Below are 23984 nucleotides of genomic sequence, written 5' to 3' on the forward strand. Positions count from 1 at the left end.
GATTTATTAAAAAATTAAAGATTGTTTTTTAACTCTGAAAGGTTATCAATAATATAATTGTGATAGTGGTTTTGAAGTTCTTCTCTGCTGTAAGCTCCAGTTGTAACTCCAACCACAAGTCCGCATTTTGCATTTTCTCCCTGCTGAAGATCAGACATGGTATCGCCTACTTTTCCGACTTGTGAAGCGTCAGAAATATTAAAATGTTCCATTGCTTTGAAAATCATATCTGGATAAGGGCGTCCGTGTTCTACTTCGTCTGAAGTAATGCTGAAATCAAAATCAATTCCTTGTTTCCAGTTTAGTTTTTCGAAAATAGCATCGGCAATTGGTCTTGAAAATCCAGTATCAAAAGCTACTTTGATTCCGTTGTTTCTTAAGTACTGAATGGTTTCATAAGCATTTGGTGTAGCCTGAACTTCGTTGCTTTGTTTGTAGTACGCAATCATTTTCTCTACAAACGATTGGTGAATTTTATTTATTAAAGATGCATCTACATTTTCGTCATTTATTAAAATCGAAATGGCAACTGGTTTTTCATATCCCATTACAACATTGATTTCTTCGATAGAAAATTCATAACCAAATTCTTTTAAAGCAGTCTGTAATGTTAAGCCAACTTTATTTTCGTCTTGGACTGTAGTACCAGCCATGTCAAATACAATTAATTCCATATTTTTTGTTTATTTTTACAGTGCAATATTACTATACCTTTGTTTACTATATGTAAACAAAAGGTGAAATAATGTTTAATTAAAATAAACTTTGTATACTTATACTAAACATGGAAGGAGTTGTAATTTTAGAGATTAGCAAACGCATCAAACAATATAGAACCGAGAAAGGCTTTACGTTACAGGAACTTGCCGATTTAAGCGGGGTCACAAAAGGAATGATTTCGCAGATCGAGAACGGAAGAAGTATTCCGTCGCTAACCGTTCTTTTAAGTATAGTAACTGCTTTACAGATTAACCTCAGCGAATTCTTTAAAGATATTAGTCAAGAAGAAGAATTGGTTATTATAAAGAGAAAAGATGCTTACGATCAGTTTCAAAAAGAAGGTTCAAGCGGATTTTTATACGAACGTTTTTTAACGCGCACCATAAAAAATTCAACAGTCGATATTGTATTTCTAACTTTGGAACCTAACAGCTACAGAGATCAAGTTACTACAGATGCCTATGAATACAAGTATATTTTATCTGGAGAAGTAGATTATCTTATAGCCAACGAAACCTATACTTTAAAAGAAGGAGATTCTCTGTTTTTTGATGGAAGATTAAAACACGTGCCTTTAAACAAAAGCTCTAAGCCATGTAAAATGCTGATCGTTTATTTTTTTGATAATTAAACCTTGAAAACGAATTCGATTATTACTTTATAAAAGACAGGAAATTTTAGTTCCTGTCTTTTTTTTTATAACTTAATATCATGTCAGATGAAAATTTGACAAAACTGTAAGAAAATTATATAAAACAAATAGCAGTCTTAGCTGTAATTTTAGATTAATCTAATTGAAGAATTAGATATGATTATTCATCCATTAAAAAGTTATTTATATGAGATCAGAAAATTACATGTCAGAAGAATTTGGATTTGAAATGAATTCTTATGAGGAACAGCTACTATTAAATTACGATGATTATCTAGACGGCGATTATACCAATAGGCTGACCGCTTCTAATCATTACAACTTAGAGCTTGGAGAATTGGAAGACAATCTTGAATATGACTTTCATTCAGAGTATGATGAAAATGACTGGGAAGAAGAGGATTCAAATGAAAATCTTGCAGGAGAATACGATAAGAACGAAGAAAAGCCTGGAAGTTTTGAAATGTTAAGCTAAATGATAATGTTATGAAAAATTTGTTTCTACTTCTAATTTCCTTTTTCTTTTTTTCATGTCAGCAAAAGGAAAACAAAGAAACTTTTGCTAAATCACCAATACCTGTTGTTCAAAAAGAAAAAAAGCAGGAGAATAAACAAATAGGCGACACTATTGCTATGAATTTTAAGAATGAAGAAAATGTGTTTTTGGCAGAAGGCCATATAGATTCTTTAAATTCAAAAGTATACATTCAATTTAAAAATGAAGATTTGGGCGAATTAAACGCTCAAATAATTCCAGATACGGGAAAAGGAAACATTCGTTTTAATCAAATTCTTTTTCCTGATAAAACCTCAGATGGTCCTTTTGGAATGGACTTGAAAATACCTCTTCAACAAAAAGGAACTCACATTTTAATCATCGGACATTCTTTAATGGCCGATAATCCATATTACGGTAAATTTAAAGTACAGTTAGACATTAAAAAAGAATAAGGCGCTAGAAAATTAGGCTTTAATTCTTCTTTTATTTCTCGCCCAATAAGTCAGATATACAATCCCAAGCACTAGCACTAAGATATCAAATCTGATGATTTGCGGTATGCGGTTGATTTGATCGTTATAATAAGTTCCTCCTAAAAGAGCACCAGAACCAATTCCGAGTTCCATTGAGATATACATTGTCGCAACCGCTTTTCCTCTATGTTCAGGATTACTCATATCAATAGTCCATGCACTAATCGCTGGTGATAAAATACCGGTACCAACTCCGTAAATTCCGGCTCCGACTAATAACATATTGATATCTCTTCCCGCACTTATTACAAAAAGTGCGATTGAAGTTATGATTAATCCAGCCATGATTACTTTTGGACGTCCATGTCTATCGGAAACTTTTCCTGCACCAAAACGCACCATAACCGACGCTACTGTAAAAGCTGTAAAAAACAATCCTTTATTCGTTGCGCCTAAATGTTCACTCCAATCTGGAATTAAAGTTAAAATGAGTCCGAATGCGGTGTACGAAAGAAAAGTGATAATTCCTGCTGGGAACACATTTCTATCTACAATATCATTTCGTCCAATATAAAACATAGATTTGTTCAATTTCTCTTTTGTCGCCAGCGTTTCTTTCATATTAAAAACAATAATAATCGATAAAAAAGCCAGAAATGACGAACTGTAAAACATTGCATTCATTCCATAAGCATTCACAATCATACTGCCTAATGCTGGTCCCATTGCTCCGCCAATACTAAAACATAATCCGTGCATTCCGAGTGCTTCACCCCATCTATGCTGCGGAATAATATCTGCCACATAAGCTGATGTTGACGTAGGTTTAAATCCTGTCGAAAAACCATGAACTAAACGCAAAAGCAAGAACCCTGAAACAGAACTTAAAATAGGATACAAAAATCCGCATACCACACATACCGAAGAACCTATTGCCATAACAGGAACACGTCCCCATTTATCGGTAAGCTTACCACTAAACGGACGGGAAATTGCAGCTGTTAATGTAAACAATGAGATAATAAGCCCTTTGTATTCTGCTCCTCCAAGACTGCTTAAATAATTTGGAAGTTCAGGTATCATCATATTAAAACTTGATGAAAACAGTAAAGAACTTAAGCAAAGTAAAATGAACTGTAAAGTATAGATTGATTTTTCGTTTTGTGGCATTATTATATTTTTAGATAACTTAAGGCTTATAGGAAATTATGTTTTTTAAAATAATTCCAGCTGATTGTTTGGGTTTATAGGTTTCTTTTTGGGAGGTTTCGCATCTCCAAAAACGGTTCTTCCGCCATATTTATGCGATTCTTGTCTTTCTCTCTGAATTAAAGCATCAAAATTAGAATTTGGAGTAAAACTTTCTTCTGCTTTTCTTGAAATTTCAGATAGTTTTTGAATAGCGCTCAGTTTGTCGCTATTTCCAATTTTAGCACGATTAATGGCTCTTTGCAGCGTATCGATAGTTTCATCATAGATTTTAACGGGAACAGGAAACGGATGTCCGTCTTTTCCGCCATGAGCAAATGAAAAACGGGCTGGATCTTCAAATCGTGTTGGAGTTCCGTAGATTATTTCGCTTACCAAAGCCAAAGACTGCAAAGCTCTTGGTCCCATTCCTTTTAAGAGCAGTAACTCTTCAAAATCTTCAGGCTTGTTTTCGTGAGTAGCCCAAAGCATGGCGCCCAATCTTTTCATATTCACATCTTCCATTCTCACATCGTGATGCGCGGGCATAGAAAGATGCTGCATTTCTTTTATAATTTTGACTGGAGATTCTTTTACCAATTCTAAAATACCTTCACGAGATTTTGTGGCAGCATTTGCTGTAAGATTTAAAATAGCGCCTTGATTTTCGCCATAAATAAAAGTATGCGGTTCATTTATAAAAGACTTTAAATCTTGCGAATGCCAATGATATCTTCTGGCAGTTCTAGCATTCGGATTCATTCCCTGCTGAATTACAGCCCATTGTCCTTTATTATCGACGATAAAATTATGCTGATACAATTGAAATCCGTCTTGAATGGCTGTATTATCCACTTTGGCGGTAAGTCTGCTACAGCTCGCAAGATTAATTCCGTCAAGACCAGTTTTTTCGCCAACAAATAAAAGTTCCTGCGGCGTTGCCATAGAGTATTTCCCTTTTCCTCCGCAGATATAAATTCCGAGTTCTTTTGAATGCGGATTAACCGATTTTTTTAATGCTCCAAGAACCGAAGTTGTAATTCCAGACGAATGCCAATCCATTCCCATAACGGCTCCAAAACTCTGAAACCAGAAAGGATTGCTTAATTTACTTATAACTTCGGCAGTCGAAAATTCCATTGCAATCGTTTCGACAATGGCAAGACCAAGTTTAGACATCCGTTCAGCAAGCCATAATGGAACATGTCCATAATGTAAAGGAAGATCTGCTGTACCGGAACGTTTCATTTGCTAGAATTATAATCCTGCAAAAATACTTTATTTAATTGTGAATTATAAATTGTGAATTGTTAATTCAAGCGTAAAAAGTTTGAGGTGTAAAATGTGACATGTGAAAAGTAAAATGGTACTCCCATCTTACATTTCACATTTCACAATAAACAATTTAAACAATCTCAATATCTTCTTCGGGTTCTGCAACAGGTTCTGGATTATCATCCAACCAAGCAACAAACAATTTATATCCTATTGAAAACACAATTGGCCCAACAAACAATCCTATGAAACCTGACATGATAAAGCCGCCAATTACACCTAGGAAAATAACAAGCATTGGCACGAGAGCGCCTTTTCCTAATAACAACGGTTTTAGGACATTATCTGACAATCCGCTGATAATGAAAAACACCGTCCAAAAAATAGCATAACCAGAATCTCCTGTTGAGAAAAGGTAGATAATAACTCCGATGTTAATTATAATTGGCCCAATCTGTAAAATAGAAAATATCAAACAGATCAAAGTCAAAATTCCCGCATACGGAATATCTGCCATAAACAACCCAATTGCCTGAATAATAGTCTGAATAACCGCAACTCCCAATATACCTTTAACCACTTGATAAATAGTAGAAACCGAAATAGTCATAATTCCTTCTGCTTCACTTCCTGCAATTTTTTTAAGAAACTTCATGAAAAAAGTTTTACCACTTGGTGACACTAATAAAACACCTGCAATAATAACCGATAAAATAAACTGAAGAAATGCTGCGCCAGAGCTCAAAATACTTGCCATAATTTTAGAAGACAATTCTTTTATCTGATCTTGGTATTTAATAACACTCTGCTCTAAATCTGTAGATAAAGACAGTAAAAATTCGTAGAGCGGTTTACCAATTATCGGCCATTCTTTTATAGAAGCTCCCGGTGAAGTAATTTTTAAGGTTCCTGCTTCAAAACTGCTTTTCAATTCTAAAAAATTCCCCGTTGCCGCTTTCAAAAAATAAATAAGAGGAACCACCATTATTGCAATAATCAGAATCGTGATAACAACCGATGCCAGTGCTTTACGTCCTTTTAATATTCGCTGCAGCGAATTAAACAACGGATAAAACACAACAGATAATATAATAGCCCAAACTATAGGCATAAAAAAAGGCAACAGCAATTTAAGACAAAACCCCACAAGGAGGAAAATAAAAAATAACTGCAAAATAGTATCAAAGAGTTCTTTCTTTTTAGTCGAATTGGTTGTTTTCATGGTTATTGTTTTTAATGGTGAATGGTAATTGTGAGTTGTGAATTGTTAATGGTAAATGAATTCTCTCTATAAATCTCTACTCTAACTTCTTTAATCTTGGTTCTTGCATCTTCATTCTTTCTTCTTGCCTCTTTCTTCTCTAATCTAGACTCTTTCTTCTCTAATCTTGATTCTTCCCAGTCTTATTAGTCGCAAAATTGGCATCAGAAACCAGTCTTCCGATTAAGATTACAGGATATAAAACGCCTGTAAGCACTTCGATTTGAACTAAAGATCGAGCCAAAGGATGAAGAGGCACAATCTCTCCAAAACCCGTAGATGTGATACAGACATAACTGAAATACATAAAACTAGCCTGATCGCTATTACTCAAAAAATTTGATTCTGCTATTTGAAAAGCACCTTCTATATGCTGGAAAAGAAACAAATAAAGTGTAGCCCAAAAGTGAACCAAAAGCATGTACACTACAATCGACCCCACAATGCGATAAGTGGTTACAGGACCAGGTTCTAAAACTTTTATTAAAACTAAAGTGATCAAAAGTAACATGATCGCAACTGAGAGAATTAAATCGGCAAAGAGGATAAAAATATTATGTTCAAAATAATTAATCCATTGTGTTATAATAAATAAAAAGGGAATTATGGAAATGAGAAAAGCCTGTTTTTTATGTTTTGATAAAGCTATAATTCCCGCAAAAAGAAATAGCATCCAAAATATATTAACCGCAACCATAAAACGCGTATAACCGCCAAAAAACGGAATCACAATAAAATGCATTATACACAACAGAATCAGCATACCACTGAGTCCTTTCTCTTGCGTCCAAAAGCGATATAAAAAACGGTCTTTTTGTGCTATCATAATATAATTCAAATCGTTAACTTGTTACTTTCTTCTCCAATATTTCTAAACTCTTTATTCTTTAATCTTGCTTCTTGCTTCTCAAATCCCCAATCTTGCTTCTTGCTTCTTCCCTCCTCACCCTCAAATCGGAATCGGCTCTACTTCTACCATTCCAATTGGTCTTCGCCAAAGTTTGAAAAGCAGAATAATAAAAATGGGCAAAAAACAAACTGCCGACATGACGAGATAAATATCTTTGTAAGCCAATAACATAGAAGCTTTAGAAGTCTGATTCGAAAGACTCTTCTCGGCTTTTTTCTGTGCTTCGGCATCTGATAATCCCATGAATAAAAATTGCCTTTTTGAATTTTCCAACTGCTGTTCGGCTTGTTTATTTATCGGACTCAATTGCTGGCTTAAACCTGTTTTATGCTGTACATTCATGTTCGAAATAAAAGTTCCTAAAACAGCGCCTCCAAGTAAAGAAGCAAAAACAGCCTGAGCAATAATTCCAGTCATCATGCGCGATGTGCTCAAAAACGGCGGAATTCCCTCTGAAATGTAAAGCAGCGAAACAGGAAAAAGAAACCCCATTCCTAACCCTTTAAAAATTAAAGGCAGATAAAAATCAGACGCATCGATTCCTGGATAAAATCTGAAAAAAAGTATAATATGATAGATTCCATAGCAAGCAAAACCAATTACCCAAATCGTAGCCAGATAAATGCGTTTGTATAAAAGATAAGTCGAAAGCGGAATCGAAATGCATAATCCAATTAAAAGCGAAAGATGCGTTACTGCTCCCAGAACGGGATCAAAACCTAAAATATTAGTCATATATCCCGTTACGACGCTTCCTGTTCCATTTATTAATCCGATATAAAACATTAAAAAGGCACCGGGAATTACATTTTTAAACTTGTAAACATCTGGATTAATTAAAGGTTCTGCCGTAAAACGAACATGAAGCAGATAGATTCCTGCTACAATCAATAAAACTGCAAAAGCCAGCGTTATTTTAGGATCACTAAACCAATTTCTAGTCTGTCCTTCGGCACATAAAAAAAGAATAATCGTAAAAAATAAAATCAGGATAATCCAGCCTCTCCAATCAAATTGGAATTTGGTTTTTAAAGGCGCCACATCGGCTTTATAAAAATACCAAGCTAAAAGAATACAAATTAAAAAGTTGACATTTAAGAAATAAATTCCAAACGTCCAGTTATGAAAACTTACAAAATGCGCTCCCAAATATTGATACAAATGCTGGCTTCCTTTTTGTATAAACTGAAAAATTCCGTACATCAAAGCCATATTGAGAGCAGGATTATATTTCAATAAAATTGGCACCATCGAAGCAAATATTCCGATAACCGAAACCATTGCCAAAAGAGATCGGCATACAACAAACCAAACAATTGTTGGCGCAAACAATGAAGCTGTATTGAAAAGCAAAGACAAAAATGAAACGGATAAAATCATGGTGCGAACCTTGATTTGTTTTCCTAATTTTAATCCTAAAGGCAAAAAAGCCAACATGACAAAAATAGGAACATAAACCGCATAACTAAAAGCTGTTGTTGAAGGTCCGAAATGTCCTAATATCTGTGAATTATCATAAGTCGTAACATTGAGTCCGTTAAAAAAAGGAATCGTCAGGATATACAATCCTGTCAGTGTAAAAACGCTTCCTTTTTTTCCTGCAAACATCTCTTATTTTTTTACATCAACTGTTACATTCATTCCGGGTCTAACTTCCTGAAGCTCTTTTGTGGGAGTTTCAAATTCAATTTTAACTGGGATTCGCTGGGTAATTTTGACAAAATTTCCAGTCGAATTATCGGGTTCTACCATTGAGAATTTAGCTCCAGTCGCGGGAGAAAAACCAGCCACTTTTCCTTTAAATTCTTTTCCGTCCAAGGCATCAATTGTAATGGTTACTTCTTGTCCCTGTTTTATTTTCTCTATCTGAGTTTCCTTAAAATTGGCCGTAATCCATAATTTTTCATTCAATACAATTGTCGCAATGGTTTGATTGGCATTGATTAATTCGCCAATAGATAAATTTCGTTCTCCCACAAAACCACTCGTTGGAGCCGTAATAACGGTATAGGACAATTGAAGTTTTGCGGCATCAAGATCTGCTTTCTTTCTAGCGACAGTTGCTGTGGCGGCTTCAAGATTAATTGAACTTTGTTTAGTAATCGAGCTGCTGGCATCCAAACCTTTTTTACCGGCTTTCACATAAGCTTCTTCCGATTTTAATTTGGAAATAACCTGATCGTACTGATTCCGTGTTACAGCCGAATCGGCATACATATTTTTAAATCGCTGATAATCTTTTTGCGCTTTTTCTAAACTTGCTAAATCTCCAGCCAATTTCTCTTTTCCCGAAGCTTGATTGGAAATCGAAGTCGTAATATTTTGCTGCAGCGAATGCAGATTTCCTTCAGCTATAGCCAGATCAGCTTCTGCTTGTTTGACTTTAATAATATATTCTTCGTCGTCTAAAACAACCAACGTATCTCCTTTATGAACCATCTGATTGGCTTCAAATCGTATTTCTTTAATATGTCCTGTAGCACGCGCCACAACATTATTGATGTAAGCTTCAACCTGAGCATTATTGGTGGTTTCATAAGAACTAAAATCGAAGAACAGACTTAAAATCCACAAGCCTCCTGCAATTAAAAAAATAAAAGACAATACTGTTAGAATTGTATTTCTTCTTTTTTCATTTTTCTGAACCGCTCCATTTTGTGTATCTGCTTCGCTCATAACAAGAAATTTTAAAGTTTGCCCATTGCATATTGAAGTGAGTAATACTGAATAATTAAATCTAAATTGGCGTTTACAAGTGAAATTCTAGAGTTATTTAATTGTAATTCCGCATCTACAATCTCGCTGATTAAAGCAAAATCGTTGTCATAACGGCTTTTCACAATTTTATAATTGCTCATTGACAGCTCTACATCTTTTTTGTAGGTTTTGATATTTTCCTTACTTTCTGCATATCTGACGTACGCATTTTTAACTTCTGTAGTAATCTGGTCTTTTGTCACTTCTAGAGCGATATTACTTTTATCAATTTCCAGTTTATCACCGCTTATACGATGTTTCAAATTATAAAAACTCGAAATATCCCAGTTTAAAGAAAGTCCTGCCGCCCAGTAATTGAGAATGTTTACATAATTGGGCCATTGCGCTGGATATTCTGTATTCAAAATAAGATTTGCATTTAAGTTCGGTTTAAATCCGCTTTTGGTTAAACTCAATGATGATTCAGATAATTTGATTCTTATTCCTGCCCGTTTTATTTCTTCTCTATTCAGAAATGCTTCTTCTAAACTTTCCTGCAGATTCATATTTTCTGTCGGAATCATACTTTCTGCCACTTCAGGTTTCAAAATCGTATTGGTCGGAAAACCGATTAATATATCCAAATAATTGCTAATAAGCTGAATAGTATTAGTGCTTCTAAAAACTGAAACCTTAAAATTAGATTGCTGCAACTCGGTTCTCAAAAGATCACTTGTCAGGTTCTGACCATTTTTTACACGCGATTTTAGCTGATTTATTCGAATGTCGGTATTGATAATATTCTGTTTCGTAACCTCAATCTGTCGGTATAATTTTTCAAGTGTAAAGTATTGTTCTGTAATGGCATTTTTGACATCGGCTTCTGTCATTTTAACGGCAGATTCCTGCATTTCACTAATTAATTCCTGCTGATTAATTCTAGTATTAATGGCGTTCCCAGCGTAAATTGGAAGTGAAGAGACAATATTGGCAAAGGCCTGATGATCGTAATAATCTACGGTTACATTTCTAGCATAAAATCCTTCATAAAGTTTAGGATCTCCAATATAATTGTATCCGCCATTTAAACTGATTCTTGGCGCTTTTGCAATTTTTGCCTGACTGACATTTTCGTTAGCAATAGCCAAATCGGCATTGGCAAGTTTTAATTGCCGATTATTTTTAATGCCCAATAAAATGGCTTCATCGAGTCTTATTTTTTTTGCAGATGCAAGACTGCTGGTATCCTGCTGCGCAAAACTTACATGGAGACAGCAGCTCAATAGAAAAAGAGCTAAATGCTTTAAACGAAAAACTTTAAACCGCCAATAGCTCATAAGATTATATTGATTTAATTTTGCACTTTTTGGAAATTTGCAATCAACATTCTTTAATATTTAGCAGAACTTTCGAGAGAATTAAATTTTAGCTAGGCGGAAAAATTACGATAGTTATTTTGGATTCTGCTATTCCAGCATTATGATTTTCGTATAAATTTAAACAATTATTATTCAACACTTTATAATACAAACACTTAAAATTGTTTCATTTTATAAGATGAAACAATTTTAAGGGATCATAAGAAAAAAACAATTAATAGGGAACTAAAAATCTTAGCTCATTTTAAAATCAAAAAAAGTACGCTTAAGAACTATCTTCTTTTTTAATTTTATTTTTTTGAGGAGATTAAAACAATGTTGGGTTTTGGAGCTGGGTTCATTCCAAACCCCATATAAAAACTCGTATGCGGCGGCTGATTATATCCTACGTTCTGCCAAGCAATACTCAAACGATACTGTGGGTCGTGCATTAAAGTATATTGGCGAACATTGGTTGGAATTGTCGTAGAATAAATTCTAAGCTCTTTATTATCTTCAGATCTCAAGATTAATTCCTCGCGCCAGTCTCCCAAAATATCCGCAGAAAGTCCTGGAGTCGACTTTGTGCCATTGTTAGAAACCGCGCCTTCAGCCGTGAACAATCTTCCTACATTGTATTTATCAATATAATTCGAATTTAAAAGTTCTCTGGAAGTGTCGCCGTCCCAATAAATTAAAAAATTAGTAGAACTTGGCGCTTTTCCAATAGCATTTCCTTTCATATCATGCAAATACGGAGAGCCCGACCACCAGCATTGTGCGCCTTTTCTAGTTGGGTCAATATTGTCGGCAACTCCTCTGCCGACATCGCCGTCGAGAGAATCTGTAAATAAAACTTTTCCATCTTTTGCAGAAAAAAACGTTACGCCTGGACCCGTTGTTTTGTTTTCGATTTCATGAATATTGAAAACCTCTAAACCTGGAACATCAAGATCAAGATCAGAAACATGTATGGCATCACCATGCCTGAAACCCGTTGTGTACAAGCCTTGTCCATTATCGTCAACACACATCGATCCGTAGATAATTTCATCTTTTCCATCATTATCGACATCGGTAACAGTAAGATTATGATTTCCCATTCCAGAATATGGATTTTCTGCATTTTTACTATCGAAAGCCCATTTAGAAGTCAGCTTTTTATTTTTAAAATCCCAGGCAGATAAAACCGTTCTTCCATAATAACCTCGGCACATGACCACACTTGGATGAACCCCGTCTAAATAAGCCACGCAAGCCAAAAAACGATCCATTCGGTTTCCTTTAGTATCATTACCTCCGCTTCCGCCATTTCCGCCCCAGCCTGCTAAATCGCCACGTTCCGGAATATAATCTACAGTTGTAATCAGTTTTCCAGTTTTCCCTTCAAAAACTGACAGATATTCTGGGCCTTTTAAAATTTTACCATAGGTTTTCGAATTCGGATCTCGGTCAACCCAATCTTTTGAAGCATCGCCAACAACAGTCCCTTCGCTGTCTTCACTTCCATCCGCCGTTTTGCAAACCAATTCTGCAACTCCGTCGCCATCTAAATCATACACCATAAACTGCGTATAATGTGCGCCTTCGCGAATGTTTTTTCCTAAATTAATTTGCCATAAAAATGTTCCATCGAGCTTATAAGCCTGAAAAATAGGCGGATCTGTAATCCCCACCTGTGAATTATCATGCGATTTTCCAGTCATATGAAGAACCAAATCATATTGTCCATCGCCATCCAAATCACCAACCGAAAGATCGTTAGCAATATATCCTTCAATTTCTTTCAGTTTAATCGAGAGATATTGTTTGTCTGAAGCATTGGCAGAAAGCGTAAAACTTCCTGGTGCATTTGATTCTTTTCCGTTTAAAACTGTTTTTATAAACCAGATATTCTCAACATTCAAATCGGCTTTTGAATCAATAAAATTTGTTGCTCCTGTAATCGGTTTATCGTTTAATAATACTGCTTTTTTACTGCCATTTTTTCGATATAAATTAAAAGCCAGATCATCAGAATCTGTTCCTAAAAACCTCCAGCTGATAAAAACCTGACCTTTGTTTTTTATCGCAATTATACCGCGATCAAGATTTTCCATTTGTCTCTGGCTGAATATATTCAGACTTACAAAAAGAAATAGTATTAAAAAGGCTTTATTCTTCATAATTTACTGCTTATAAAATTTAACCGCAAAGGGCGCAAGGGTTTACGCTAAGTGCGCAAGGTTTAGTTCTCGCAAAGACGCAAAGTTTAAGAATTAAACTATATAAGTTCAATTAAGAGAAAACTTAAAATCTCTTATATAATTTATATAGTAAAAAAAAAAAAGCATCTTGGCGACTTTGCGAGATTTTTTTCACGCCACCATAAAAACCTTTGTCTCTTTGCAACTCTGTTTCTTAATTAAAACATCTTGTTAAATCCTTCGCTCTTCACTTTCCAAGTGCCATCTTTTGGGAAACCTGGATTTTGTTCTGTAGACCCGTCCCAGCCGGCACACATCATGGCAACTGCTGTTAAAATACCTCCATTACCCGGAAGATAAAGTGTTAATCTTTCTGCTTGATAATTATGTCCGTTTTTCAAATAAGTATTAGTAGTTACATTCATAAAAAGTGCATCTACAGCTTTTTCTGGCATGTTTAATCTTGCGGCCGACATGGCTGTCATCGGAAAATCCCAGCCCCAAGTTTTATCCCAAGACCAAGTATTCCAAACCAGATCAAAAGTGTTTTTCATGATTTTTTTGTCTAAAAGAGACGTTTCTGGAAGCATCCCAAAAGTTCCTAGGACAGAAGGATGATCGGTTTTAAATTCTGGATTAGTATAAGAATCTGTAGCGCTTTCTGTTGCCAGATACACATTATCTGCCACAGGAAGTTTAGATAACTTAGCCAAAACCGTTTCCCATTTTTCAGGCACATTCTGATTGAGCTTTTTCTTCCATGCAATAGCAGTTTTCAAAGCCCAGTTCCAATACGCCAATTCATAAGTTGGGTTAAACGTTTCCATTGCTTTAAAACGTTCTTGCGCCGGAATTACGCCCGGACCTAATACATAACGATCCTTTTTATCATCGTAATGAGCAAACGAAGCCATAAAATCAGCCGTCGCAAAAACACGTTCGCTGTATAAATTCAACGTTGAATTTGTTGGATTAGCCCTGTACATTAATTCTGCATAGGTTATAAAATGCGGTTGCTGCCAAATTAAAAATGACCCTACAGATGATGGGCTTTCGTTTCCGTCTGCATCCACCATTTTTTGCCATCTTGCACCTTCAAAACCTTGTCTTTTGGCAATATTTTTGGCCTTATCAAAAACCTTTTGATACCAAGGGAGACTTCTCTCCAGCAATTCTGGTCGGCCCCAAAGTGCAAAATGTACACCATGCCACCAATGCATTTCCAAGTGCGGTTTTCCATACCAGCTGTTATAGGTTAAACCTGTTTCTTGTGGCGGAACTTTTCCCGTACATTGTGCTTTTGTCAAATACTGCGATAAAATTATTCTTCGTTCTAATTCATTGGCACGCTTATCTGTACTGCCCGAAAAATCTACGGCAGCACCGCTTTTCCAGAATTTCTCCCAGCCTTTTATACTGCTGTTCTGAATGTCGGTAAACGAAGAATTCTGAATCGATTTATTTCCCGCCAAAGCAAAAAGCGCGCTTAATTCCAATGTATTAGAATCTGAAGCTTCAACCACAAAATAATGATTAGACGCTTTTTTGATTTTAGCATTTCCTTTCCATCTGAAATTCACATTATACGAAATGCTGTCCATTTTATGTGTAACAACAGCTTCGGTTTTAGATTTTTCTATAAGTTCGCTTTTATAATCCTGCTTCCCTTCATATTTCGTTCCCATATCTGCCCATTCGCCAGTTGGAAACGGAATTCGCAAACTGATTTTTAAACGCTTTTCTTTCAATAAATCTGATTTTACTTTTACGCCAATTTCATCTTTTTCCTGATGCGAAGCTGTTAAAACTGTTACAGGAGTTCCTTCAATTTCAAAATAACTTTCAATTTCTCCCGTCCATACATTCAGCTTTTGCGAAATTGCTTTTACATCAGTCGATTGAGCCCAACTGCCGTCTTTTTTAGTAATTTCAAAACCCAAATTCCCTAACTGCAGTAAATGCGGATTCTGTCTAAACCAGTTCACAGCATCCACTTTTCTTTTGGGTTCTTTAATTTGAACCGTATACGAAATATCTCTTCCGTATTGTTTGTAATCTCTTAAGGTTTCAGAAAACTTATAATTCTCTGTATTTTTATAACTATCCCACCCCCATTCAGATTGCGTTCCCAGCGGAATTCCGTTTTGATAGGTTTTCGGAAAAGTCTGCAGTCCGGTGGCATCTACGGTAAAAGCAAAAGCTCCATTTCCGACCGTTAAAGATGCCAAAGTATCAATAGCCGAAATTTGAACATTGTGCCTTGCCACCAAAGCCTTTCGATCAATTTTCTGCGCCAATGCCGAAATCGAAAATAAGAATATGGTTATGAGCTGATAGTTTTTCATGTGGTTATTTTAGGTTAGTTTTTTTTTTGTTTCAAGTTTCAAGTTTCAAGTTGGCTTCGACTTAGCTCAGCCTGACAGATAAGGCATTTTTACTTTGTTTCTTTGTTTCTTTATTTCTTTGTTTCTCTGCGTGTCAGGCAGAGCGAAGTCGAAGCCCCATTCTATAAATTATCTCATTATCTAATTGAGACATTACCTAATTAAAGTAACACCCATCAAACCAATCACCACATCATTGGCAATTGTTTTCAAAGTGAGGCTTTTTAAAGTTTTGTTTTTATTTAAAGGCAAATCTAGAATTGTACCTGCACCGCCTTCAACTCCATAATTACTGAAACCTTTTATAGCTTTAAAATCTTTAAAGTCTCTTGAAATCTCACCAGTTTTAAAATAAACTCTCGGCGGTCTAGGCGCACCGGTTGTAAAAGCTTTTCCGTCAATAAAATAATCTTGTTCGATCGGCCACCAGTTTTCTGGGTTTTTTAATTGCAGAATTTCCGACGTCCCGTCCGTATAATTTACTGTAATTTCCCCATTTACAATTCGGCTCTGCATTGGATTTGTTGTTCCTGCAAGCATAAAATAAGCATGTGAAGCTTTTCCGTTTAATGGAATACTGATTCTTTCTGGAAAATTATCCCACATCGATGTGAAAACAATATTCTTCTGATTTTCATCTGATGGTGTTTGAAACGTAATCCCATTTGGCATTTTTATTTCACCATTCTGTTTCGCTTTTTCTCGAAGTCCAGAATCATCTATTTTTACGGTCACATTTGGATAACACCAGTTTCCAATTCCTTGTTTTGGGAGCTGTAATGTCACAGTTTTAGGTCTTGGCGACAAATATTCGTAATTAAAAATATCGGTGACTTTTGCATTAAAAAATGAAGAAAGTAGAACTGTTTCTGTTTTCGCTGTCTTATCCAGAGGCATATCCCAATTGATATTGTTTTCATCTGATTGTTTTTCAGCTTTTACATTCAGGTGAACAGGATTCCACCAAGTCATTTCTCCTTGTTTTAATTTCACAAAAAATACTTTATCGCCAGCCGAATTTACTTTCGCTTTAAGCGAATAATTTTCCTTCGAAACTTCCTTTAAAAGCTCCTGCGGATCGTAAACAGAAATTATCTCCGACTTTGATGTTTTAAATTCTAAAGTTTCATTAATTGCATAAAAATCTTTTGTTTTAATATCTTCCAAAGCATCTCCTTTCCATTTAATGTGAATCTCATAATTCGGATTATAAGGAACTTCAATACTGATTTTTACTTTTCCGATACTTTCATCAACTAATTTCCATGCAACTGATTTCCCGTTGACTGAGATACTTTCTACACTTTCAAAAGACGAATTCAAAATCAATTTCAAATTCATTTTTGCCGCAAACTGATTTTTAATTGAATATCTCTCTTCTTTATTTTCTCTTTTAAAATCAATTGAAATATCTGGAATCTCCAATGAGGCAGTATTCCATTTTTCAGGAAAACCCTGCTGGATAGTTACAACCTCGTTTATAGCATCAGGCTGGATACCGAAAAGTCCTTCAACCAAAGTTCTCGACGCCATACCAATTGGATCGGCAAAATCGCGGTACAATTCTCCTCGCATGGCATCCTGAAACAAAAGCTGTTCAAAACCTCCAGGCGAAGCACCCAAATACATACTTTCTATTAACGCGCTTTCCCACATCTTATAAGCTTTTTCAGATTGTCCGCCTTGCCAGAAAGCCAGCGAAGTATGCAATTGTTCTGCCAAAGCCACATTATTGGTTGACCAAGTATAAGGCTGCCAATTTGTGGTGGAGATTACATAAAGATCTTTTTTATCCAATCCATCTGCCGAAATCGGAATATGCGGAATCTGATTGTTCACATAATCAAGCATTTGATAACTCTCAAAAGGATTTGACAATTCGGAATCGATTGTATGATAAATACTCCAAACGCCAGGCGAATCGTGCAATAATCGATTTCTTAAAGCATCTTTATATTCGGCAAAAATTCCCTTTTTCGAAATCCAAAGCTGTTGGTTTACCGCTTTTAAGATTTTATCTGCTTCTTTTACATAAGGTGTATCATCTTTTCCTATTTTTCTTGCCAGTTCTGCCACCATTTTATTGGCATAATAATTATATGCAGAAGAATGAATAACGCCGCCGCCGCTATACTGCAAAGCATCACTCGCCCATATCGACGCGTAAGCATCATAAAGTCCGTCATTGTCTGGGTCAAAATTTCTTTTTTCCCAATTTAAATGCCGCTCAATTGTCGGCCACATTTCTTTTAAAAAAGCAGTATCACCAGTCCATTTAAAATGACGAAACATTTGATCAAAAAAAACCAGATTCATATCATAATGATGCGCAACATTATTTTTATTCGGACTTCGGCTGATGTATCCGCTGCTAAACATCGATGTGCCAATTTCTTCTTTTTGTCTTGCCAGATTTTTTTCTTCATCAAAAACTACGGGTCCGCTTTCTGGAGAAATTACTTGAGAATTGCTGTAACTTGTAAAATGCGTTTTCGCTCTGTCATGCCAGCCCAAAGGATCTGCCGTATAAGCTCCACGCCACGCATTTAAATACATCCTCCACGCAATTGCTCCATGAAGATACGCAGGACTTTCCCAAATTCCGTCTGAAGCAATTGCCAACGCAGAACCTAATGTATTAATATAATCGTCTGGTGTTTTTACTTTAATTCTGTTGGCTAAAAAATGTGTTTCATCAACTGCTTTTTTATAAAGTTCGGCAATAGATTTTTGGTTATAATTTATTTTTGACACTTCTGGAACAAAAAGCCAATAATCACCTTTTGCTGAAACAGAATTCACTTTTCCAGTTATTAAAGACAATCCCTCTGCTTTAGAATCAAACAATTCCAGCGGGTTTTTCTGCAAATCGGCATTAGCCAAATGAACTTCTGAGCCAGGAAAAAAACCGCTTAAAGTTCTGTTATTTCCTGTTTTTTGTCGGTTGCTTTCTGAACCATATTCTAAAACGAAAGATTCTTTTTTAAGAGTGTACTTATTGCCAAGACAATATTGTGGCTGTAAATAAAAAACTGATTCAGGATCTGCACCAACATCACCGTCACGGCTAAATTTCTTTCCTGTTGCACCGCCAAAAGCCCACACTAAATTGATTTTCTTAGGCAGTTTTTCACCATATATTTTTACTATAAAACCTTCACTTTCTTTTAACGCAGCAACGTCTACAAATAGTTTTCCGTTTTCTAAAATAGGATCTTCAATAGTATAATGCATCGTTCCTAAAACATATCTCGTATCAATTTTAGAAGCTTCAGTTATCCATTTGCTTTCTTTTCCGTTTACGAGAGCTAATTTAAAATTGCCTCCCATACCAGGCATGTACATCGCAAATTCAGGAAGATCTCCGGTTTCAACTCTAAAAGCGGTATTAGAACCATAAAGCGCTCTGTTGAATTTTCGAGTTCCGTTTTTCAAAACAAAACTATTGCCTTCGGGTACATAATGTATTTTACGAAGTGGAGCATTTTCCTGACCAAAAATGAAAAGAGTCGATGACAGAAACAAGACAGCTAAAGTGCAAATAGTTTGTTTTTTAATTCTCATAAAAATTCAACATATTGATAATTATTGAAATCTGAATAATAAAATTTTTCCTTTATTATTTTATCAATTAAATAATGTAGTTGCAATTTCTTTGTTTTTTTATCGGATAGTATCCTGTACCTACCTGATTTTGGAAATTTAAAGAAAATGCCAATTTTTAGAACAATCTTACAATTTTTAACATCATAGTACAGGATACAATATCTAAAACGAACAATTAGATTTGATATACTAATTTCTTCCAGCCACAAAAAAGGTAAAAGAAAACGACCCACAAACCAACCCAAATTTGTATGAACAGCAGGCTTTCAAAAAACATTCTCGCATTTCTTATTTTCAGTGCTTTTCTTTTTAATGCCAACGCCCAGAAGACGGATAAAATTTTTCTTTCTGGACTAGATTTTGAACATCCTGCACAGTGGGATTTTTATTGTACCGATGGCAATAACAGTAAAATTTGGACAAAAATAAATGTGCCATCGCAATGGGAATTGGAAGGTTTTGGCGAATACACTTATGGACGCTGGTACAAAGAACTTAATCAGAAAGAGCCCAGCAAAGAAGAAGGTTTTTATAAATATGAATTTGATGTTCCATCCCATTACAAAGATAAAACGATTCTAATCGCTTTTGGTGGTGCTATGACCGACACTGAGGTAAAAATCAACGGGAAAATTGCAGGACCGATTCATCAAGGCGGATTTTACGAATTCAAATACGATATTTCGTCTCTTTTAAAGTTAGGTTCTAAAAATATTTTAGAAGTTCATGTTTGGAAACATTCTGCTAATAAATCTGTAAATAATGCTGAAAGAAGAGCCGATTGGTGGCTTTTTGGCGGAATTTATCGTCCAGTTTGGCTGGAAGTTTCACCTAAAACTCAAATTCAGAATATTGCGGTAAATCCAAAAATGGACGGTTCACTTACGGTTGATTTGAATCTGAAGAACATTTCAAAAAATACAATCGTAGAAGCATCCATATCAAGTGATCAAGAAACTTTTCCTGTTTTTAATTTTCCGCTTAAAGCGAAAGCTATACAAGAAACTATTGCGGTAAAATGGGAAAACGTTAAACCTTGGAATCCCGAAAATCCGAATTTATACGACTTAAAACTGGTTTTAAAACAAAATGGAAACATTATCCATGAATATCATAAAAAGATAGGTTTTAGAACTTTAGAATTCAAAAAACAGGACGGAATTTACGTAAACGACACCAAAATTATCATGAAAGGAATTAACCGTCATTCTTTTTGGCCTGAAGGCGGACGCAGTACAAGCAAACGCATAAGCGAGCTTGATGTAAAACTGATTAAAGATATGAATATGAATGCCGTTCGTGGACATTATCCGCCAGATGATCATTTTTTGGATGTTTGCGATTCTCTTGGGCTTTTTGTTTTGAATGAATTGGCAGGCTGGCAAAACTCTTATGACACCCAAACAGGAACTAAACTCGCCAAAGAAATGATTACAAGAGATGTAAATCATCCGTCAGTCATAATTTGGGATAACGGAAATGAAGGCGGATGGAATTATGATGTCGACAGAGTTTTTGATGAAAATGATCCGCAGAAAAGAATTGTGATCCATCCGTGGGCCGATTTTAATGGTTGGGATACGCATCATTATCCAACGTATTTAACGGGAATGCATCGCTTTAATTCGGGTGAAAATGTATTTTTCCCAACTGAATTCATGCACGGAACTTATGATAACGGACATGGTGCTGCGCTTGAAGATTTTTGGAATCGATACAAAGAAAGTCCCTTGTTTGCAGGCGGTTTTATGTGGGCAATGCTTGACGAAGCGGTAAAACGTTCTGACTGGAAAGGTGAACAAAAATTTGATTCTAAAGGTTCTCTGGCAGCCGATGGAATTCTGGGACCTCATCGTGAAAAAGAAGGAAGCTATTTTGCTGTAAAAGAAATTTGGGCACCAATTCAGTTTCAGCCCAAACAGATAACAGATACTTTTGACGGTTCTTTTTTAATTACAAATGATTATTTATTCAGCAATTTGAGTTCCTGCAAAATGGAATTTAAAGTTTTGAAAGCAGACACAACTATTTTATATACGGATAAAACGGCTCAAGAAATAAGCTCTGGTAAAATCGAAATTCCGAGTATTAATCCAGGTGAAAGCAGAAAAATTAAATTTGCTGTTCCTCCAAATTTCTTTGAAGGCGATATTTTATCTATTACAGCGTTCGGTCAGTTCAACAAGGAAATTTACACTTGGACCTGGCCTATTCATAAGGCTAAATTTTATGCTTCTAAATTCTTAGCAACTCAGAATTCAAAAACAAAAGCTTCGGTAACCAAAACCAATTCTGAAATTACATTAAAAGGAAATGAGGTAACGGTTGTTATTGATGCCTCAACTGGCGAAATTCAGAAAATCAGCAATAAATCTGAAGTGATTCCGCTTACAAATGGTCCGCGTCCGATTGGTATGAAAGCCAAATTAAAAGACATTCAAATATCGCACGAAAACGAAAAAGCAATCTGTCAGGTTAATTATTCTGGTGGTTTGTCATCCATAAAATGGATTATGGAAGCCGATGGGAGATTAAAAATGGAATTGCTGGCTTTAAAAAATGCATCAGGCGGAGATGGTTTTGATGGTGCTTTTTTTGAAGATAAAATCAATGCTTTTGGTATTACTTTCAGCTTTCCCGAAAAAAAAGTTATCGGAATTAAGTGGTTTGGAAGAGGTCCGTATCGTGTTTGGAAAAACCGCATAAAAGGCACAACTTACGGCTTTTGGCAAAAGGATTACAATAATACAATTACAGGAGAAAGTTTTGAAAATCTCATCTACCCAGAATTTAAAGGTTATCACGCCAATTTATTGGGAGCCAATTTAAAAGCAGGAAATTCATCTTTTAAAGTTTTCAGCGAATCCGATAATTTATTTTTGAGACTATTTACGCCAGATCTTCCTAAAAATGGTTTTCCAGGAAGTTATCCTCAACCTGATTTTCCTGAAGGTGATATCTCTTTTATGTATGAAATTCCAGCTATGAGAGATTTTAAACCTTTAGAACAGCAAGGCCCGCAAAGTCAGCCTACAAATATTAGAATCAAAAAAGGCGACGATGGAATTAGAATGGATTTGTGGTTTGATTTTAGATTTTAGATTTTAGATTTTGCCATAAAGGCTTCGACTCCGCTCAGCCTGACAAATGAAAACGATTGTCAGCCTGAGTGGAGTCGAAGGCCCATTTTACAACTCACATTTCACAATTCACAATTAAAAAAAATATGAAATCATTTAAAATACTTTTCACTTTATTACTGGCTGTATTATTTTTTAATTTCACTCCAAAACAAGATTCTAAACCTACACTTTATACAGTGGGCGATTCGACTGTGAAAAATGGAAAAGGCAAAGGCGATGGCGGACTTTGGGGTTGGGGAGATTTTATTGGTCAGTTTTTGGACACTACCAAAATTCATGTAGAAAATCATGCGCTTGGTGGTACGAGTAGCCGAACTTTTCAGGATAAAGATTTATGGACCGTAGTTTTAAGTAAACTTAAAAAAGGAGATTATGTATTGATTCAGTTTGGACATAATGACGACGGGCCAATAAACGATAGTCTACGCGCCCGCGGAACGATTAAAGGAATTGGAAATGAAACGCAGGAAATCGATAATATCCTGACGAAAAAACATGAAATCGTTCATAGTTATGGTTGGTATATTCAGAAAATAGTTCGCGAAGCAAAATCAAAAGGTGCTATTCCGATTGTGTGTTCGCCAATTCCGAGAAACGACTGGAAAGACGGAAAAGTTCCCAGAAATAATCATTCGTATGGACTTTGGGCAAAACAAGTTGCCCAAAAAGAGCAAGTGACTTTCATTAATTTAAATGAAAAGATGGCTCTTGAAATGGAAAAATTGGGTGAATCCAAAATAACCGATACTTATTTTTACAAAAGAGACCATACGCATACTTCGGCAAAAGGCGCTGTCATGTCGGCTTCTGTAATTATTAATGAGTTGAAAGAGAGTAAAAACACTTTAAAAAATTACATTTTAAAAAATCCTAAAATTGTTTTTCCCTCCAAAAATAAAGTCTTTTTAATTGGAGATTCTACCATGGCCGATAACGGAAGTCCAGATGCTGTAGGCTGGGGTGTTGTTTTTCCTAAATATTGCGACACTACAAGAATCGAAGTTATCAATAAAGCTCGAGGTGGTCGAAGCTCCAGAACTTTTATTACAGAAGGACTTTGGGAAGAAGTAAAAAATCAGTTACAGCCCGGAAATTTCGTCCTGATTCAGTTTGGACATAATGATGCGGGTGCGGTTGATAAGGAAAAATTTAGAGGTTCTTTAAAAGGAATTGGCAATGAATCTCAAGAAATAACGCGTCCTGACGGTTCCAAGGAAACAGTTTACACATTTGGCTGGTATATCTCAAAAATGATTCGTGAGGCTAAAGAAAAAGGCGCAATTCCGATTGTATTGAGTTTAACTCCAAGAAACGAATGGCCGAATGACAAAGTAGAACAACGATTTGATACGTATGTTAAGTGGTCCAGAGAAATTGCCACAAAAGAAAATGTTACTTACATTGATTTAAGTGATGAAATTGCTAAAAAATATGAAGCTCTTGGAAAGGAACAAGTAAAAGCTTTTTTTCCTAAAGATCACACGCATACCGGTATGAAAGGTGCCGACTTCAATGCATTAACCGCAGCAGAATGTATTAAAAAAATAAAAAATTGCGACTGGATAAAATAGAATAAAATAGTTTGATGCAGCAAAATAAAAATCTAAGCTGGTGAAGAAATTAAAAAAAATG

General features: G+C 35.5%; 16 protein-coding genes. 5 read left to right on the forward strand and 11 right to left on the reverse strand.

Translation table 11 applies throughout. The features are described from left to right. Positions 1-14: 14 nt before the first annotated feature. Entirely contained in the window at positions 15-674 is a 660-nt protein-coding gene (locus OZP10_RS02735) for an HAD hydrolase-like protein (RefSeq protein WP_281633404.1), read from the reverse strand. Between the two features lie 110 nt (positions 675-784). On the opposite strand from OZP10_RS02735, the gene OZP10_RS02740 reads away from it, so the two are divergent. From OZP10_RS02740 to OZP10_RS02750, 3 genes are all read left to right on the forward strand, one after another. After that, positions 785-1351 carry a helix-turn-helix domain-containing protein gene (locus OZP10_RS02740; protein ID WP_281633405.1) on the forward strand — a complete coding sequence of 189 codons (567 nt, stop codon included), beginning with the start codon at positions 785-787 and terminating at the stop codon, positions 1349-1351. Positions 1352-1559: 208 nt separating this feature from the next. Then, positions 1560-1847 carry a hypothetical protein gene (locus tag OZP10_RS02745; RefSeq protein ID WP_281633406.1) on the forward strand — a complete coding sequence of 96 codons (288 nt, stop codon included), beginning with the start codon at positions 1560-1562 and terminating at the stop codon, positions 1845-1847. 11 nt (positions 1848-1858) lie between these two features. Next, positions 1859-2323, forward strand: a complete 465-nt coding sequence (locus OZP10_RS02750; RefSeq protein ID WP_281633407.1) for a hypothetical protein — start codon at positions 1859-1861, stop codon at positions 2321-2323. A 12-nt stretch (positions 2324-2335) separates the two neighbouring features. On the opposite strand, the gene OZP10_RS02755 is transcribed toward OZP10_RS02750, so the two are convergent. From OZP10_RS02755 to OZP10_RS02800, 10 genes are all read right to left on the reverse strand, one after another. Beyond that, positions 2336-3514, reverse strand: coding sequence for an MFS transporter (locus tag OZP10_RS02755; protein WP_281633408.1), 1179 nt, complete (start codon positions 3512-3514; stop codon positions 2336-2338). Between the two features lie 45 nt (positions 3515-3559). Then, complete coding sequence (locus OZP10_RS02760; RefSeq protein ID WP_281633409.1) at positions 3560-4780, reverse strand: DUF763 domain-containing protein; 1221 nt, start codon at positions 4778-4780, stop codon at positions 3560-3562. Positions 4781-4937: 157 nt separating this feature from the next. Next, positions 4938-6029: an AI-2E family transporter gene (locus OZP10_RS02765; protein ID WP_281633410.1), complete on the reverse strand. Its 1092-nt coding sequence runs from the start codon at positions 6027-6029 to the stop codon at positions 4938-4940. Positions 6030-6189: 160 nt separating this feature from the next. Further along, a complete protein-coding gene (locus OZP10_RS02770) occupies positions 6190-6894 on the reverse strand; it encodes an ion channel (RefSeq protein WP_281633411.1) in 705 nt (234 codons plus the stop codon). A gap of 123 nt (positions 6895-7017) precedes the next feature. Beyond that, positions 7018-8586: an efflux MFS transporter permease gene (locus OZP10_RS02775; RefSeq protein WP_281633412.1), complete on the reverse strand. Its 1569-nt coding sequence runs from the start codon at positions 8584-8586 to the stop codon at positions 7018-7020. A gap of 3 nt (positions 8587-8589) precedes the next feature. After that, complete coding sequence (locus OZP10_RS02780; protein ID WP_281633413.1) at positions 8590-9654, reverse strand: HlyD family secretion protein; 1065 nt, start codon at positions 9652-9654, stop codon at positions 8590-8592. Between the two features lie 11 nt (positions 9655-9665). Further along, positions 9666-11012 (reverse strand): TolC family protein, encoded by a 1347-nt coding sequence (locus tag OZP10_RS02785; RefSeq protein ID WP_281633414.1) that lies wholly within the window; start codon positions 11010-11012, stop codon positions 9666-9668. A gap of 332 nt (positions 11013-11344) precedes the next feature. Next, on the reverse strand, positions 11345-13198 hold the full coding sequence (locus tag OZP10_RS02790) for a rhamnogalacturonan lyase (protein WP_281633415.1): 1854 nt from the start codon (positions 13196-13198) through the stop codon (positions 11345-11347). 239 nt (positions 13199-13437) lie between these two features. After that, positions 13438-15564: a hypothetical protein gene (locus OZP10_RS02795; RefSeq protein WP_281633416.1), complete on the reverse strand. Its 2127-nt coding sequence runs from the start codon at positions 15562-15564 to the stop codon at positions 13438-13440. Positions 15565-15756: 192 nt separating this feature from the next. Then, positions 15757-19167, reverse strand: coding sequence for a DUF4450 domain-containing protein (locus tag OZP10_RS02800; protein WP_281633417.1), 3411 nt, complete (start codon positions 19165-19167; stop codon positions 15757-15759). A 293-nt stretch (positions 19168-19460) separates the two neighbouring features. Here OZP10_RS02800 and OZP10_RS02805 point away from each other — a divergent pair, with 293 nt between their 5' ends. Then, complete coding sequence (locus OZP10_RS02805) at positions 19461-22310, forward strand: glycoside hydrolase family 2 protein (RefSeq protein WP_281633418.1); 2850 nt, start codon at positions 19461-19463, stop codon at positions 22308-22310. Between the two features lie 125 nt (positions 22311-22435). Then, positions 22436-23923 (forward strand): rhamnogalacturonan acetylesterase, encoded by a 1488-nt coding sequence (locus tag OZP10_RS02810; protein ID WP_281633419.1) that lies wholly within the window; start codon positions 22436-22438, stop codon positions 23921-23923. Positions 23924-23984 lie beyond the last annotated feature (61 nt).

The sequence above is a fragment of the Flavobacterium luteolum genome, from assembly GCF_027111275.1.
Taxonomy (GTDB): Bacteria; Bacteroidota; Bacteroidia; order Flavobacteriales; family Flavobacteriaceae; genus Flavobacterium; species Flavobacterium luteolum.

What these genes read in the sequence shown, in the direction of transcription:
- OZP10_RS02735 (WP_281633404.1), bottom strand. Translation starts at nt 674, where the DNA reads ATGGAATTAATTGTATTTGACATGGCTGGTACTACAGTCCAAGACGAA.
- OZP10_RS02740 (WP_281633405.1), top strand. Translation starts at nt 785, where the DNA reads ATGGAAGGAGTTGTAATTTTAGAGATTAGCAAACGCATCAAACAATAT.
- OZP10_RS02745 (WP_281633406.1), top strand. Translation starts at nt 1,560, where the DNA reads ATGAGATCAGAAAATTACATGTCAGAAGAATTTGGATTTGAAATGAAT.
- OZP10_RS02750 (WP_281633407.1), top strand. Translation starts at nt 1,859, where the DNA reads ATGAAAAATTTGTTTCTACTTCTAATTTCCTTTTTCTTTTTTTCATGT.
- OZP10_RS02755 (WP_281633408.1), bottom strand. Translation starts at nt 3,514, where the DNA reads ATGCCACAAAACGAAAAATCAATCTATACTTTACAGTTCATTTTACTT.
- OZP10_RS02760 (WP_281633409.1), bottom strand. Translation starts at nt 4,780, where the DNA reads ATGAAACGTTCCGGTACAGCAGATCTTCCTTTACATTATGGACATGTT.
- OZP10_RS02765 (WP_281633410.1), bottom strand. Translation starts at nt 6,029, where the DNA reads ATGAAAACAACCAATTCGACTAAAAAGAAAGAACTCTTTGATACTATT.
- OZP10_RS02770 (WP_281633411.1), bottom strand. Translation starts at nt 6,894, where the DNA reads ATGATAGCACAAAAAGACCGTTTTTTATATCGCTTTTGGACGCAAGAG.
- OZP10_RS02775 (WP_281633412.1), bottom strand. Translation starts at nt 8,586, where the DNA reads ATGTTTGCAGGAAAAAAAGGAAGCGTTTTTACACTGACAGGATTGTAT.
- OZP10_RS02780 (WP_281633413.1), bottom strand. Translation starts at nt 9,654, where the DNA reads ATGAGCGAAGCAGATACACAAAATGGAGCGGTTCAGAAAAATGAAAAA.
- OZP10_RS02785 (WP_281633414.1), bottom strand. Translation starts at nt 11,012, where the DNA reads ATGAGCTATTGGCGGTTTAAAGTTTTTCGTTTAAAGCATTTAGCTCTT.
- OZP10_RS02790 (WP_281633415.1), bottom strand. Translation starts at nt 13,198, where the DNA reads ATGAAGAATAAAGCCTTTTTAATACTATTTCTTTTTGTAAGTCTGAAT.
- OZP10_RS02795 (WP_281633416.1), bottom strand. Translation starts at nt 15,564, where the DNA reads ATGAAAAACTATCAGCTCATAACCATATTCTTATTTTCGATTTCGGCA.
- OZP10_RS02800 (WP_281633417.1), bottom strand. Translation starts at nt 19,167, where the DNA reads ATGAGAATTAAAAAACAAACTATTTGCACTTTAGCTGTCTTGTTTCTG.
- OZP10_RS02805 (WP_281633418.1), top strand. Translation starts at nt 19,461, where the DNA reads ATGAACAGCAGGCTTTCAAAAAACATTCTCGCATTTCTTATTTTCAGT.
- OZP10_RS02810 (WP_281633419.1), top strand. Translation starts at nt 22,436, where the DNA reads ATGAAATCATTTAAAATACTTTTCACTTTATTACTGGCTGTATTATTT.